Annotated in this window: 8 protein-coding genes; 1 reads left to right on the forward strand and 7 read right to left on the reverse strand. The window is 70.2% G+C overall.

What is annotated here, in order from left to right; genetic code table 11:
• Positions 1 to 103 precede the first annotated feature (103 nt).
• The 5 genes from FXF52_RS28080 to FXF52_RS28100 all read right to left on the reverse strand — a co-directional run bounded on the left by FXF52_RS28080 (position 104) and on the right by FXF52_RS28100 (position 4,282).
• The gene (locus FXF52_RS28080; RefSeq protein WP_148801342.1) at positions 104 to 1,096 is read right to left on the reverse strand and encodes an ABC transporter substrate-binding protein; all 993 of its coding nucleotides are present in this window, start codon (positions 1,094 to 1,096) and stop codon (positions 104 to 106) included.
• Positions 1,097 to 1,141: 45 nt separating this feature from the next.
• Positions 1,142 to 2,209 (reverse strand): ABC transporter permease, encoded by a 1,068-nt coding sequence (locus tag FXF52_RS28085; protein WP_148801343.1) that lies wholly within the window; start codon positions 2,207 to 2,209, stop codon positions 1,142 to 1,144.
• Positions 2,206 to 2,994: an ATP-binding cassette domain-containing protein gene (locus tag FXF52_RS28090; RefSeq protein WP_148801344.1), complete on the reverse strand. Its 789-nt coding sequence runs from the start codon at positions 2,992 to 2,994 to the stop codon at positions 2,206 to 2,208. Before FXF52_RS28090 ends, FXF52_RS28085 begins: the two co-directional genes overlap by 4 nt.
• Positions 2,994 to 3,668, reverse strand: coding sequence for an isochorismatase family protein (locus tag FXF52_RS28095; protein WP_148801345.1), 675 nt, complete (start codon positions 3,666 to 3,668; stop codon positions 2,994 to 2,996). The genes FXF52_RS28090 and FXF52_RS28095 overlap by 1 nt, the downstream gene beginning before the upstream one ends.
• A 383-nt stretch (positions 3,669 to 4,051) precedes the next feature.
• Complete coding sequence (locus FXF52_RS28100) at positions 4,052 to 4,282, reverse strand: hypothetical protein (protein WP_222870718.1); 231 nt, start codon at positions 4,280 to 4,282, stop codon at positions 4,052 to 4,054.
• Positions 4,283 to 4,479: 197 nt separating this feature from the next.
• Here FXF52_RS28100 and FXF52_RS28105 point away from each other — a divergent pair, with 197 nt between their 5' ends.
• Positions 4,480 to 6,015 carry a SagB family peptide dehydrogenase gene (locus tag FXF52_RS28105; protein WP_148801346.1) on the forward strand — a complete coding sequence of 512 codons (1,536 nt, stop codon included), beginning with the start codon at positions 4,480 to 4,482 and terminating at the stop codon, positions 6,013 to 6,015.
• Between the two features lie 667 nt (positions 6,016 to 6,682).
• Here the strand turns inward: FXF52_RS28105 and FXF52_RS43320 are convergent.
• Positions 6,683 to 6,808, reverse strand: coding sequence for a hypothetical protein (locus FXF52_RS43320; protein WP_255472418.1), 126 nt, complete (start codon positions 6,806 to 6,808; stop codon positions 6,683 to 6,685).
• 193 nt (positions 6,809 to 7,001) lie between these two features.
• The gene (locus tag FXF52_RS28115; protein ID WP_148801348.1) at positions 7,002 to 15,401 is read right to left on the reverse strand and encodes a non-ribosomal peptide synthetase/type I polyketide synthase; all 8,400 of its coding nucleotides are present in this window, start codon (positions 15,399 to 15,401) and stop codon (positions 7,002 to 7,004) included.
• Positions 15,402 to 15,421 lie beyond the last annotated feature (20 nt).

Genomic DNA, 15,421 nt, shown 5'->3' on the forward strand with positions numbered 1-15,421 from the left:
CATGCCGATCTGCTAATGAATGAACGCCCGTTCGAGGTAGGAAACACACCGTAGCTTCCCGCCTGGTCCATTCGCTGGGGTCAGGATTCGCCCGTCACGACGGTCAGCTGCACGAGGCGGGATACAGCATCTTCGCCACGTCGGGCTCGTCCACGTTCTTCGCGGTGACGATCACGCTGTCAATGACGTTGTCGAAGGATGCCGGCTTCTTCCCGTCCCGCAGGTAGGCCACGAGCGTCTTCACGCCGTCGTAACCCATGCGGTAGGAGCCCTGCGCGACCAGCGCGTCGAGGACGCCGTCCTTGAGCGCCTGCACGAGCGAGGGTCCGGCGTCGAAGGCGATGACGGTGATGTCCTCGGTCGAACGTGCCTGCAGCGCCGACGCCGCGCCCATGCTGGCCGCCTCGGAGGTGCCGAAGATCCCGACGATGTCGGGGTTCGACTGCAGCGCGCTCTCCACGATCACGGCGGCCTTGGTCGGGTCGTCCTCGTGGTACTGGGTCTTGAGGACCTCCAGGCCCGAGTTCAGCTCCTTGAGGGCCTCAATGAACCCCTCAGCCCTGAGATTGGTCACCGGAAGGCCCGGGCGGACATCCAGCACCAGGATCTTCCCGCGCCGCTCGCCGACGCGCCGGACGAGCTCCTCTGCCGCGAGGCGGCCGCCCGCCTTGTTGTCGCCACGGAACTGCGCCATCGCGATCTCGTCCTGCAGGGAGGCGTCCGCGGTGACCATCGGGATACCGGCGCTAATCGCGGTCTGTGCCGGTGCCAGCATGGCAACCGGGTCGGCCGGTACGAAGATCATGCCGTCCGGATGCCGGTTGACGACACCCTCGAGCACGGGAATCTGGTCCGCCGCGTTCATGCCGCGCGACGGTCCCTCCGCGGTGATCTTGATGTCACCGCCGAGTTCCTTCGCGGCATCTTGTGCCCCGCACTGCATCGCCGTGTAGAACGGCAGGCCGTTGTAGGTGGTGAGCAGAGAGATGTCGAGCCGTCCGGCACCCGATCCGCCTGCGTCGCCGGAGCAGCCGGTGATGCCCAGTACGGCGACGAGCGCGGCGGTGGGGAGTGCGATTAAGCGGCGTCGTTGCATCGTTAAGCCTCCGAACTACATCGTTGTATGTTTCGCCGAGGGGAACTACGTGGTGGCTGCGCGCGCCTGGCGGAGCCTGTCCACCCACACGGCGATGATCAGGACAACGCCGATGGCGATGCGCTGGTAGAAGGACGAGACGTCGATCATGACGAAGCCGGCCAGGAGGACCGTCGAGATGAAGGTCGCGATCATCGCGCCGAGCACGGACGCCCGACCGCCGAAGAGGCTCGTCCCACCTATGATCACTGCCGAGAGTGCCTGGAGCATTGTCGTCTCGTGACCGGAGATCGCCGTGGTGCCGAACCGGGTGATGTCCAGGAAGCCGGCAACCCCCGCCATCGTGCCTGCCAGAAGAAACACGCCGATGGTGGTGTGATCCACCTTCACGCCGGCGCGCCGGGCCCCGGCCTCGGACGAGCCGGTCGCCAACGCGTGGCGCCCGAACACGGTCTGGGTGAGCACACCGGCAGCGACGAGGCACAGCGCGAGCGAGAGAAGGAGCGGCCGCGGGATCGAGAACCAGTTCGCGATCCCGAAGCCGCGCTGGATCACCGTCGGCAGTCCGATGACATTCGAGCCGTTCGTGATGACCTGCGCCAGGCCGATGCCGACGCCCATGGTGCCGAGCGTGACGACGAAGGAGTTGATCCGGAGCCTGGTGACGAGAACGCCGTTGAGCAGACCCATGGCGGCGCCCGCCAGGACGCCGCAGATCGCGCCGATGACGATCGCCCAGCCGGCCCCGGCCGACGCCGCGAACGCGACGATGACCTTGGCTGAGACCACGGACGACAGCACCAGGGTGGAACCGACGCTGAGGTCGATGTGGCCGGCACCGAGGACGAACGCGAGTCCGACCGCGAGGAGCATGAGACCGGCGCTGTTTCTACCGATCGACTGCAGGTTCGAGGTGTTCAGGAAGTTCCCCGACGTGAGCACGGCGAAGATCAGCGTGAGCGCGACAACGGCGCAGGCGACATAGGACGTCGTGGACTGCAGGATGCGTAGCCGATGAAGCACTTCCCGCGGCCCGGGCCTCGGCGGCGCCGAGGGCGGTCGGGGTGGTCCCTGCTCGGGCGTCGAACTCGTCTGGATCTGCCCTACCGTCATGATGCGGCACTCTCCTTCGCAGCGGACTCTTCGCCGAGCATGAGCGAGACGATGTGCCGCACGGTCTGCCCCCGGGGAGCGACCTCCGCCACGACCCGACCGAACCGCATCACCACAATCCGGTCCGCCACCTCGAGCACACGAGGCAGGTCGTGCGAGATGAGCACGACGCCAAGCCCCCGCTCGCGCATCGTGTGGATCGTGTCGAGGACGATCTGCGACTGCCTCGCGCCGAGGGCCGCCGTCGGCTCGTCGAGGATGATGAGTTGGCCGGCCCGTGATACCGCCCGCGCCACCGCCACGACCTGGCGCTGCCCGCCAGACAGCGATCCCGCGACGGCACTGACGTCTGCGAGGGTCGTGATGCCGAGTTCGTCCATGAGGGCCGCCGCCCGAGCACGCATCGCCTTTTGGTCAACGAGACCGAGCCGGCCCGCGATGCCCCTGCGCCGGAGTTCGGTGGACAGGAAGATGTTCTCCGCGACTGAGAGCTCGGGCGCCATCGCCAGGTCCTGGTAGACGGTCGCGATGCCCGCCCGCATGGCGGCGTGGATGGAACCCAGCTCGAGCGGGTTCCCGTTGAGGAACACCTCACCCGCATCGGGTCTGAGCGCGCCCGCGATGCAGGAGATGAAGGTGCTCTTCCCGGCGCCGTTGTCACCGACGATCGCCACAACCTCGCCGCGATTGACGATGAGGTTTCCTTCACGCAGCGCCTCGAGCTGGCCGAAGGACTTCTTGAGCCCGCAGGCGCGCAGCAGCGGTGTTCCTTCGGTGGGGTTCATTACGCGCGCTCCGCCGAGGGCAGCCGACGAAGGCGGTCCAGCACCGCCTCGACCGGCTCGACATCACCGTACCGGGCATCGATGTCAAACAGGTTCGCCTCGTGCGCCGAGCGCGACCGGTCGCCGACGGCCTCCTTCGGCACGATGACATGGAAGCCTCGGTTGAACGCGCTCTCCGCGGTTCCGCGGATGCAACCGCTCGTGCTGCAACCCACGATGATGACGGTGTCGGCCTTGGCCGAGATCAGCATGCCGTCGACATTGGTGCCGTAGAAGGCCGAAGCGCGGGGCTTGACGACCAGCGGCTCGTCGGGGCGGCGCTCCATTTGCGGCCGTAGGGCCACCCGGTCGGTCCCGTGGAGCATCTTCAGGCTGTGCGGGGTCTTGCGCTTGACTACCTCACCGATCTCGCTGTGGCTCGGGTCCCACGCCATCGTCGTGAAGATGATCGGCAGGCCGGCGCGGCGCCCCTCCGCCAAAAGCTTCACGATGTTGGCCTCTACACCCGAAAGGTCGGTACCGATCTGTTCGTCCGGGCTGGTCCATGCCCCGGCCATGTCGATCACGAGGATGGCGGGACGCTCGCCCCATCCCACTCGGCCCCGGAATCCTGCGGCCTCGTAGAACTTCGCGAGCTCGGTGTTATCGAGGCTGTGCGCCCTGGAGTGGTTCATCGCTGAGGAAACTCCTTCGCCTCTGGTGGGTGGAACGGAGTGTGTCAGCGGCGACAGTCATGTGTCAATAGTGGCACATGGTTCTATGGGATGGGCGTGGTGAAAAGCGCGTATCGGCCGTCGCACGATGGCCCGGCCGATGAATCGAGGCGCCAGGAGTGGTTGACAACGCGCTCGCCACCCGACGCGGACTGCCCAGCTCAAGGCTGGGGTGACCCAGGCGACGATCCACCAGCGCTAGGCGACTGTTGCCCGGCGTTCTTGAGGATGTAGCCGTCATCGGCGGTGCGGATGTAGGGGCATGAAGATGCCCGCCGGCGGGTTGCCGGGCGGTGCCTCTGTCGTCGTGGTGACCTGCTGGTCGTCACGCTGATGCGGGAGTGTCAAGCGAGATAGTCCCGGTAGTGCAGCTTTCCGCTGGACAGGTCGAGGGCGGCCATCATGTGCCGCACCCCCTGGTCACGGGTGTAGGTGGCCCGCAGCCGCGTCGGCTGTCCCTTGGGCCGCCAGCCGCGGCCGGGGCGGGATTGCAGCTTCAGCGGCCCGAGCTCGTCGACGCAGATCACCCGACCGTCCGCGGGTGGGTGGCCGTAGAGGTCCAGGATCCGGCGCATCTTCGGCGTGAAGTCGGGGTCTTGCTGGCCTTCCAGAAGCTGGTCGCCGCCAAGCGATCACTGCGCGGCATCAGCTGTGACCTGGACCTGCACTACTACATGTGCTCGGCAGCACCGAATTAAGACGGCTGCACGGCGGGTGCGCGCCGCAGACGGCAGGCGGGCATACGTCGGGTGCCTGCGGGTATGCCCGGCGGATGCGCACCGGCGAGGTGACCCGGCTCTACCACCACCAGACGAACCAGTATCGCGGCGGCCGGCCGCCGGGTATCGCGGGGTTCGTCCCAATGGACCCCAGCAACCGGCCCCATCCGTTCAAACGCCACCTCGGGGCACCGGTGCACCCTCTCCCCCGCGACCTGCCGCCGGCCGGGGCGCCGGCCGTGGCGACCCTGTCCGGGCGGGTACCGCCGAGCGACCCGACCATCGATGGTGACCTCCTCGCCCGGCTGCTGTTCTACTCGGCCGGCGTCACCCGAACCGCCGGAGACAACCTCTGGTTCCGGGCCGCCCCCTCCGCCGGCAATCTCCACCCCCTCGAGGTGTACGCGGTGGCCAGCGAGGTGGCCGGGCTCGACGCCGGGCTGTACCACTTCGCGCCGGAGGTGTTCGGCCTGGAGGCACTCGCGGACGGGGACCACCGCCTGGCGCTGGCCCACGCCACCGCCGACCGAGACGTCGCGGCCAGCCCGCTCGCCCTCGTCGTCACCGGCCTACCGTGGCGCACCGCGTGGAAGTACGCCGAACGGGGCTGGCGGCACGTCTACTGGGACGCCGGGACAATGCTGGCGAATCTGCTCGCCGTCGCCGAAGGCCACGGGCTACCCGTGCGGGTACGGCTAGGCTTCGTCGACGCCGCCGTGTCTCGCCTGCTCGGCGTTGACGGCGTGACGGAGTTCCCGGTGGCGGTGATCACCTGCGGGCGGCCCACCGCGAACGCCGCCGCCGAACCGGTCGAGCTACCTCCGCCGCAGTTCCCGCCGACGCAGCTCTCCCCCGCGCCGGCCGACTTCCCGCTGGTCAACCGGGTGCAGCGGGCCGGCGAGCTCACCACGGGCGACGACGTGACCGGCTGGCGGGCGGCCGCGGTCGCGGGCCTGCCCCGCGCCACCGGCACCGTCGATGCACCGGCTGCGGCTGGCAGCGAGCCGATCGAGTCCATCATCCTGCGCCGTGGCTCCACCCGGCGGATGCGCCACCAACTCGCCCCCGCCGAGCTGTTGCACTGGGCGATGGCGACAGCGACCCGAGCGGTTCCCGCCGACGCAATCCCGACCGGGACCACCCTGCTCTCCCACGAGGTCGCGGTCCACGCGGTGCACGGCATGGAGCCGGGCCTTTACCAGCAGGTCGACGGCCCGCCGCAGCTACGCCGGCCGGCACCGGAGCCCACGGTTCGGGCGTTGAGCCAGAGGCTCTGCCTGGACCAGCCGCTCGGCGGCGACTCGGCGTTCACCGACTTCGCCTGCGCCGATCTCGACCAGGTCCTCGACGGGTACGGCGAGCGCGGGTACCGGGTCGCCCAACTCGAGGCGGGGGTCGCCGCCGGCCGCCTGCAACTGGCCGCCTTCACCCTCGGCCACGGCGGCACCGGCCTGACCTTCTACGACCAGGACATCTCGGATGCGTTCGACACCCGTGCGGCCTGCATGCTCACCGCCGCCATTGGACTACCCACCTGCCAGCCGAAGCCGGGCGGCCCGCCCGGCCGGCCTCGGCGGATCACCCGCTGACGTGGTCCCGCAGGTGCTGGCTGCCCTGGCCCACGAGAGGGTCTGGTCCACAATCCAGGATCACGGTCCAGACGCCGCTGATAGAGGGTCCGCTCCCCGATGGCAATGAATGGTGGAGGGGCGGCAAAGCCCGGCGCTGCAAGCTGCCGCCCCCTTAACCACGTCGGCCCAGCTGTGGCATCACCTTCACCGCCTCGGACGCCCGCGCTTGCTTCTCCCGGCTGTCGGACACACTGAGCGGCAACCCTGCGGCCTGAGAATCCGCGGACGCCCTGGGACGTCAGGAGCTGCAGGTGTTCAGCATGCTTTGCAGGGCGGACTTCTCGGTCGACTGCAGGCTCAGGCCCCAGGTGTATTTCACGGTAATCCACATTTTGCTGTAGGTGCAGCGGTACGACGACAGCGGCGGCTGGACGAGCCCTGACCCGTCCCGACGCTCCCTACCGCCCCAGCAGTTAAAAGCGCTGCCGCCTTGCCGATTTGTCGACCTCGAGCGTGAGAAATGAAGACGGCCGGGCGATGTCGTGGCTCGGCTTGGTGATCTACAGACAAGTCGCCGCCCGACTTGCTGGGCCCTGTCGAATACACCCAGCCAGCATAACGTCGCTACTGCAGCTTTTGCCTCAGCGGTCGATGGCTGCGACGGCATCGTCGATTCGCGTCCAAGTTACTGCTGACGGGCACCGCCGTCACCCGCGCCAAACAACTCGTCGTCCTCGTCGGCTCCCGCCGAGCCCTCGCCGCAGCCGTCCGCACCGTCGGCGCCGGCCGCCGCCACACCGCCCTGACTCACCGATTGACCGCGTAACGAACCCCGCACAACCCAGCCCATACCCTGGCAGAACGCACGCCGTTCTCCCGCCCACCCAGTTCTGACCTTCGACAAGCCAGAACCTAGGCAGGACAACGGCGTGCGCCATCAACGACGCGCCCAACCACCCACAGACACGTCACAAGACCCCAAACGGTAACGGGGTACGGCGCGCTCACCGCTCGCGGTCCTCGGCGGGTGCCGGCGCGTCCGGTTCCCGGCCGGTGCGGTCGGCCAACCGGCGGTCGGCCAGTTCCTGGAGACGGTCTTTGTCGTTGATCACCACGCTCGCGTCGGCGTCCGGCAGTTCGTCCTCTAGCCGGCGGATCGGCCGGTACGCGAAGCCGGCGGCGCCGAGCAGGAGAGTGCACAGCCCCGCGACGATCGTGGCCATCGCGATTCCCCGGCCCGGGCCGGTCCCGATCACCGCGCCGAGGGTGGCCGCCACCGTGCCGTTCGAAGCCAGCGGCTTGAAGACGTTGTCGGCCAGCGGCGCCGCGGTGAGGAATCCCGCCGGCACCGTCATCCAGGACAGCATCAGACCGGTCGACAGGACCCGCCCCTGCAGCTCCAGGCCGACCTTGGCCTGCACGATGGCGAGCCAGTGGGTGTTGACGAGCGCGGTCGCCAGACCCATTCCGAACAGCCCCAGGGCCGGGAAGAGCGGGTTCGGACGCAGGCCCACCGTGAGCAGCGAGATGCCGAGGAACAGCACGCTGGACAGAATGCCGATGGTCCGCCGTTCCGTCCCGCCCCACACGCTCATGACGACGCTGCCCAGGAGCAGGCCGACGCCGCTGGCGGCGAGCACCGTGCCGAGGAGCGACGGATCGCCGAAGGACAGCGTCAGCGGTGTGGCCAGGACCTCGACGATGGAGAAGAAGTAGTTGAGCAGTGTGGTGAGCAGGATCAGCGCGAGCAGGCCGTGCCGGCGCGTGATGAAACGCCAGCCGCCGACGATCTCCTGCCGGAACGTCTCTTCCCGCTTCTTGAACATGCTGTCGGGGAACCGGACCGTGAGGGCGATGGTCACCGCGAACGCGAAGGTGAGCAGGTCGATGAGGACGATGCCGCGCAGCCCGATCGCGATCACCAGCGCGCCACCGATCAGCGGGGCCAACAGACTGCTGGTGGCACCGCCCAGTGACACCATGCCGTTGGCCCGGCCGTAGTACCGCTTCGGGACCAGTTGCGTGACGGCTGCCAGGTAGGCGGGCTGTTGGAAGGCGCTGGAGACGGCGGTGACGGTGATCGCGGCGAAGACCTGCCAGAGCTGTAGCTCGCCCAGCCACAACAGCAGCCCCAAGGCCACGGTGCCGGTGGCGGCCGCCGAGTCGGCGCCCACCATGATCAGACGCCGGTTCCACCGGTCGGCGACAGCTCCCGCGATCGGGGAGAGCGCCACCGCGGGCAGCAACGCGAGTACCGCGGCGGTAGCGAACATCGAGATGGACCCGGTGTGCTGGTAGACCCAGAGGCTCAGCCCGAAGCTGGTGAGTCCGGTGCCGACCAGCGAAACGAGCTGTCCGATGGCGACCAGGTAGAACACCGTCAAGCTGGCCTGGGCCCGTTGGGCCGGTGGGCGTTGCGTGGGCGCTGGCACCGCCGGTGGGTCACCCGGAGCCGCCGTGGCTGCCCGTGGCGCGGGCACGGTCGGCATGCCGGCCGGCGGGGACACGGCAAGCGCCGGCCCCGGCGCCGGTACGACCGCGGCCTCGGCCGCCGACCGCCGGGCGGTACGGACGATGATGTCAGCGAGCTCGCGGGGCTGGTTCTTCGCGAAGTAGTGCCCGGCGGACTCGATCACCTCCAGCGACACCCGGTCGGCGAAGAACTCCCACTCCAGATACCGCTCCTCGAACAGTTCCGTGGCCCGGTCGCCGTCGCCGATTACGCAGACGATCGGCGCGCGCAGTTTGCCCGGCAGCCCGTCGGCGTAGGCGTCGGTGTAGTAGTCCTCCCCGACCGCCCAGTCGGAGAGGGCCACCCGCATGACGAACTCCTTCTCCCGTTTGTCGAGGACGTCGGTGAAGAAGCCGAGTGCGCGCAGGTTCTCCAGGGCTGTGCGCTTGGACGTCCAGCGCTCCGCCGGGAACAACCGGTGCCACCATCGGGCCAGCCGGCCGGGCAGCCGGGGCGCCGGGAAGTGGGCGCCGATGACGACCTGGACCAGGTCGACGCCGGCCTCCTCCAGCTGGCGGCCCAGCTCGACGGCGATGGCGCCACCGATGCAGTGGCCGTACACGACGACAGGGCCGGTGATCTCCTCGACCACCTCCGCCACGCACCGCGCGGTGATCTCGTCCATGGACAGCTGCCGCTCGTCCGCCCGGTTCAGGTCGTGGCCGGGCCGCTCCAGGGCGTACAGCGCCACGTTCCCGGGCATCGCCTCGGCGAGCGGCCGGAAGGTCGCCGCGCCACCACCGGCGAACGGTATGCCGATCACGGTCAAGGTGGCCGGCCGGCCGGACCGCGGTGGGGTGAGCTCGTGCAGCAGCCGATCGTCCGAGCCGTCCGAGCTTTCGACGTGCTCGGTCAGCGAACGGATGGTGGAAAAGCGGAACAGGTCGAGCACGCTGATCGGGGTGTCGAGGCCGCGCAGTGCGTTGATGGCCTTGAACGAGTCGCCGCCGAGGTCGAAGAAGTCGTCATCGATGCCGACGGTGTCGTACCCGAGCACTTGCGCCCAGCGTGACGCCAGGGCGTGCTGCAGCGGGGTCTGCGGCGCGGCCCCGCCGGCTGCGGCGCCGGTGCGCTGCCACGCCGGCAGCGCCTTCCGGTCTACCTTCCGATTGTCCGTCAGCGGCAGGGCGTCCAGTACGACGAACGCCACCGGCACCATGTAGTCCGGCAGGTAGGTCCGCAGGTGGGCCCGCCACTGCGAGGTGCCTGCGTCATCGGCGTCGGGCTGCAGGGCGAGGTAGGCCACGATGGCCGGCTCACCGCCGTCCTCGCGTACGACGACGGCGCATTCCCGCACGGTCGGGTGGCGCTGCAACGTTGCTTCGATCTCGCCCAGCTCGATGCGGTACCCGTGCACCTTCACCTGCGAGTCGTTGCGGCCGAGGAACTCGATCCTGCCGTCGCGCCGGTACCGGCCCAGATCGCCGGTGCGGTAGAGCCGCCCGTCGGGGTGGAACGGGTCGGGCACGAAGCGCTCGGCGGTGAGTTCCTGTCTGTCGAGGTAGTCGCGGGCCAGCCCGAGACCGCCTAGGTAGAGTTCGCCCACCACGCCGACCGGTACCGGGCGCATCGCCGTGTCGAGCAGGTACGCCTGGGTGTTGGCGATCGGTCGTCCGATCGTCACCTCCGGCGCGCCGCGCTCGATGCGCTCCGCCGTCGACCAGACCGTCGCTTCGGTCGGGCCGTACAGGTTCCATAGCTCGGCCACCCGCTCAGCCAGGTCCCGGGCCAGCGCCGCCGGCATCGCCTCGCCACCGCAGAACGCCCGCAACCCAGGGTTGCCGGCCCACCCGGAGCCGAGCAGCAACCGCCAGGTCGCCGGGGTCGCCTGCATGACCGTAATGGTCTCCGCCTCGATCAGGGCGGCCAGCCGGGTCGCGTCGTACGCCGCCTCTCGCGAGGCCATCACCACGCGGGCACCCACGATCAGCGGCAGGAACAGCTCCAGGGTGGAGATGTCGAAGGCGTAGCTGGTGATGGCGAGCATCGTGTCGTCGGCGGCGAAACCCGGTTCGTCCCGCATCGCCGCGAGCAGGTTGACCAGGCTGGCCTGCTCGATACGTACGCCCTTGGGGCGACCGGTGGACCCGGAGGTGTAGATCACGTATGCCAGATGCTGGAGTGTGGTCAGCGGCACCGGGTTGTCGTCCGGCACGTCGGTGTCCGGCGCGGTCAGCTCCGGTCCGTCGCAGAACACCATTTCGCCGACGAAGTCCGGGAACTGCCCGGCCAGGCCCGTCTCGGCGACCAGCACGGTGGCCCCGCTGTCCTCCAGCACGTACCGCTGCCGTTCCAACGGGTACGAAGGGTCCAGCGGCACGTACGCGCCGCCGGCCTTGAGCACACCTAGCAGCGCCACGAGCAACCGGTCGGAACGCTCCAGCGAGACGGCCACCGGCAGGTCCGGGCCGACTCCGGCCCGGCGCAGCCGATGGGCCAGCCGGTTGGCCCGAGCGTTGAGCTGGGCGTAGCTGAGCGTGGTGCCCTCGAATGTGACGGCGGGCCGGTCCGGGGCCGCGTCGACCTGCTGCTCGAAGAGTTGAACCAGGCCGAGGGTCGGTGCGGGCCGGGCGGTGTCATTCCACTCGGCCAGCTGCCGATGCCGGTCTGCGGGGGTCATGATGTCCATGTCGGACAGTCGGACCGACGGGTCGGCCACCACCGCGGCCAGCAGGGTCTCAAGGTGCGCCATCATCTGTTCGGCGGTCGCCGCGTCGAACAGCGCGCAGTTGTACTCCAACCGCAGGCGGAGCCCCTCGTCGAGCTCGTACGCGTACAGCGCCAGGTCCTGCTGGGTTATGCCCGGTTCGATGTCGAGCGGCGCCACATGCAGCCCGCCCATCCGCAGTTTTCCCTGCTCGGGAACGTTCAGCAGGTTGAACATGACCTGGAACAGCGGGTTGCGGCTCAGGTCGCGCGGCACGTTGATTGCGTCGACCACCCGCTCGAACGGCACCTCCTGGCGGTCGTACGCCTCCAGCGAGGTCCGGCGCACCTGCGCCAGCAGGTCGGTGAAGCTCCAGCTATCGTCGACCGTGGTGCGCAGCGCCAGCATGTTGACGAAGAAGCCGACCATCGGCTCCAGTTCCGCCCGGACCCGCCCTGCCACCGGGGTGCCGACGCAGATGTCGCGCTGCCCGCTGTAGCGGAACATCAGTGTCTGGAACGCCGCCAGGAGCGTCATGAACAAGGTGGCCTCGGCCTGCTGCCCGAGCCGGCGCAGCCCGTCGGTCAGCGGTTGTCCCAGCTCCCGGACGCAGACCGCGCCCTTGAACGTCTGCACAGGCGGGCGCGGACGGTCGGTGGGCAGTTCCAGCGTGGTGGCCACCCCGTCGAGCTGGTGCAGCCAGTAGCGCATGTCGTCGTGGTCGGCCAGCGACGCCAACCGCTCACGTTGCCACCGCGCGAAGTCGTGGTACTGGATGGCCAGCTCGGGCAGCGGGGACGGACGACCGGCCAGGAACGCGTCGTACAGCGCGGCTAGCTCGGTGTTGATGAGCCCGAGGGACCAGCCGTCGGAGACGTTGTGGTGCATGGTCAGCGACAGGATGTGCCGGTCCGGGGCGAGCCGGAAGAGCACCGGGCGGAACAGTGGACCGCTCGCCAGGTCGAACGGGCGGTGGATCTCGGCGAGCAGCGCCGCGTACACGGGATCCGCCGGCTCGATGTCCGGTTCGATGGGCGCGTCCGCCGGCATGTCGACCACGGGCATCTCAATGGCGCTGGTCGGCAGCACTACTTGCACCGGATCGCCGTCTCCGTCGGCGACGAAGACGGTGCGCAGCACCTCGTGCCGGCGGACGAGTTCGGCCACCGCGGCGCGCAGGACGGCCACGTCGAGGTCGCCGTCGAGCCGCAGCCCGGTCCCCATCGTGTACGCCACCTCGTCGTACACCCGGTCTAGGAACCACAGTCGGTGCTGTCCGGAGGACAGCGGGGCGGGTCCGGCGTCCGCCGCAGCGCGCGGGATCGGTGCCACCACCGGCGCCGGGGTGCTCGGCAACGCGGCGGCGACACCGGCGGCGGTCGGATGCGCGAAGACCGTCTCGATCCGCAGTGCCACGCCGAGCCGGTCGTGCACGCGCGCCACGAAGCGGGTGACGAGCAGCGAGTCAGCGCCGAGTTCGAAGACGTTGTCGTCCGCGCCGATCGGCGCGATGCCGAGCAGTTCCTGCCAGATCGCCACGACCTGCGACTCGGCTTCGTCGCGGGGCGACACGTAGGCGCTGCCGAGGGCCGGCCGGTTGCCGACGGCGTCGAGGACGGGCGCGGCCCCGTTGACGGTGTCGGCGTGCGGTGCGGTGTCGCCGCCCGGCACCAGGCTGCCGGCGGCGCCGCTCACGGTCGTGCCGGCGGTGGGGCGATCCACCCAGTAGCGCTGCCGTTCGAACGGGTAGCTGGGCAGCTCCAGCCGCTGGCGCGGGACACCGCCGTTCAGGCGTGCCCCGTCGACCGGTACGCCGGCCAGCCACAGCCGGCCCACCGCGTCCAGCAGGGTCGCCACCTCGTCGGCCTCGCCGTCCAGGTCGCGCATCAGCCGCACCACCCGGCCGGGCGTCACGCCGGCCTGCCGGGCCAGCTCGCCGAGTGCCTGCCCCGGCCCCACCTCGGCGACCGCCAGGTCATCCTGCGCCAGCAACGCGGCACAGGCTGCGAAGCTCCCGGACTCCCGCAGGTGCCGCACCCAGTACTCGGGGTCGGTGACAGTGCCCGGAGTGACCGGCTTGCCGGTCAGGCCCGACAGGAGGGGTACCTGGGGCTCCCGATAGTCCACCCGGCGCGCCTCAACCCGGAACTCGGCGAGGACGGCCTCCGGCAGCGACGCGTCGTCGCGCCCGCCGGTGAGCCGCCCCCACGCGCAGACCAGCCGCAGCGCGTCCGCAGGCGGGAAGACACCGGCGAGGCACGCGGCGACGTACTCGCCGACGCCGTGCCCGGCCAGCAACTCCGGCCGTACCCCACGGTCCATCAGCAGCCGGGCGAGCGCGTACTCGGTGACGAAGAGCGCGGCCGGGACCAGCCGGGGTTCCTCGATCAGCCGTGCCTCGGCCGGGCCGGCCGGTTCGGGGCAGAGCAGCGGCCGCAGGTCGAGACCGAGCGTGGGAAGCAGCAGCTCGGCGCATTCGTCCACCACGGCCCGGTACGCCGGCTCGGCCCGGTAGAGGCCGGCGCCTATGCCCGCGTGCTGCGCGCCGTATCCGGGGAAGGCGAAGGCGAGGCCGCGGTCGGCCGCCTCGTGCGTCGCGGTGAGCAGCCGAGGGCCGGTCGGGTCGCCGAGCACGGTGAGGGCGTCCTCGCGGTCGGCGGAGACCAGGAACCTCCGGTGGCTCATTGGCTGGCGCCGGGCCAGCGCGGCGGCGACTTCGCCGAGGTCGACCTCCGGGTGGGCGGAGAGATAGTCGTGTAGTTGCTCGGTGCGACGGTGCAGCGCGGCGGCCGTGTGGGCGGAGAGGACGAGCAGGCGGGGGCCGGGCTGCGGGGGTGCCGGCCTAATCCGCGCCGGCGCTTCCTCCAGGACGATGTGGACGTTCGTCCCACCGATACCGAACGAGTTCACCCCCGCCCGCCGGGGCGTGTCCTCAGCTGGCCACGGACGGGCGGTGTCGTTGAGGTAGAACGGGCTCGCCCCGAGGTCGATGCTCGGGTTGGGCCGGGTGATGTTGACGGTGGGCGGGAGTGTCCGGTGGCGCAGCGCCAACACGGCCTTGATCAGTCCGGCCACGCCCGCGGCGGCGTCGGTGTGCCCGATATTCGCCTTGACCGAGCCGAGGGCGCAGAACTGCCGGTCGGCGGTGCCGCGGCGGAACGCCTCGGTCAGCGCCGTGACCTCGATCGGGTCGCCGAGCTGGGTGCCCGTGCCGTGCGCCTCCAGGTAGCTGATCGACCGGGGGTCGACGCCGGCCGCGGCCAGCGCCCGGCTGACCACCTCGACTTGGCCGTGCACGCCCGGTGCCGCGTACCCGGCGCGCCGGGCGCCGTCGTTGTTGACTGCCGAGCCGCGGATCACGGCGTGGACGAGGTCACCGTCGGCGATCGCGTCCTCCAGCCGCTTGAGCACCACGACGCCGGCACCGCTGGAGGCGATGGCGCCGCGCGCGTCCGCGTCGAACGGCCGGCAGTGACCGTCCGGGGAGAGCAGACCGCCATCGTGGTAGAGGTAGCCGCGCCGCTGCGCGGGGAAGACGGTCACCCCGCCGGCCACCGCGATGTCCGACTCGCCGGTCAGCAGGCTCTGCCGGGCCATGTGCACGGCGACCAGCGAGGTGGCGCACGCCGCGCTGACGCTGATGCTCGGTCCGGTCAGGTTGAGCTTGTACGAAATCCGGGTGGCCAGGAAGTCCTTGTCGTTGCTCATGGCCAGCTGGTGCTCGCCCACGGCCCGGATCAGCTCCGGTGCCGTGCTGAGGTGCTCGAGGAAGTAGGTGTTACGACCGGAGCCGGCGAAGAGGCCGATCTGGCCGGCGTACGCCTGCGGATCGTAGCCGGCGTGTTCCAGCGCCTCCCACACGCACTCGAGCAGCAGCCGGTGCTGCGGGTCGAGGATCTGCGCCTCGCGAGGGGTGAAGCCGAAGAACGCGGCGTCGAAGCGGTCGATGTCCGGCAGGACGGTCCCGGCGCGGACGTACGCCGGGTCGGCGAGCAGGCCGGGATCCGCGCCGTCGGCGAGGGCCTCCTCGACCGTGAACTCGCGCACCGCCTCGGCCCCGTCGAAGATCAGGCGCCAGTACTCCTCGACGGTCCGTGCAGCGGGGAAGCGGCAGGCGAGTCCGACCACCGCGATCGCGCCGCTCGGCGCGCCGACGCGGACCGGCGCGGCGGCCGGCGTGGCGACAGCGGTGGCGAGGTGCCCGGGCGGCGCGCCGTCGGCCCGCTCGGTCAGGAAGCGCGTCAACGAGTCGACGGTGGGATATC

The organism is Micromonospora sp. MP36 (genome assembly GCF_008119785.1).
Lineage (GTDB): Bacteria > Actinomycetota > Actinomycetes > Mycobacteriales > Micromonosporaceae > Micromonospora.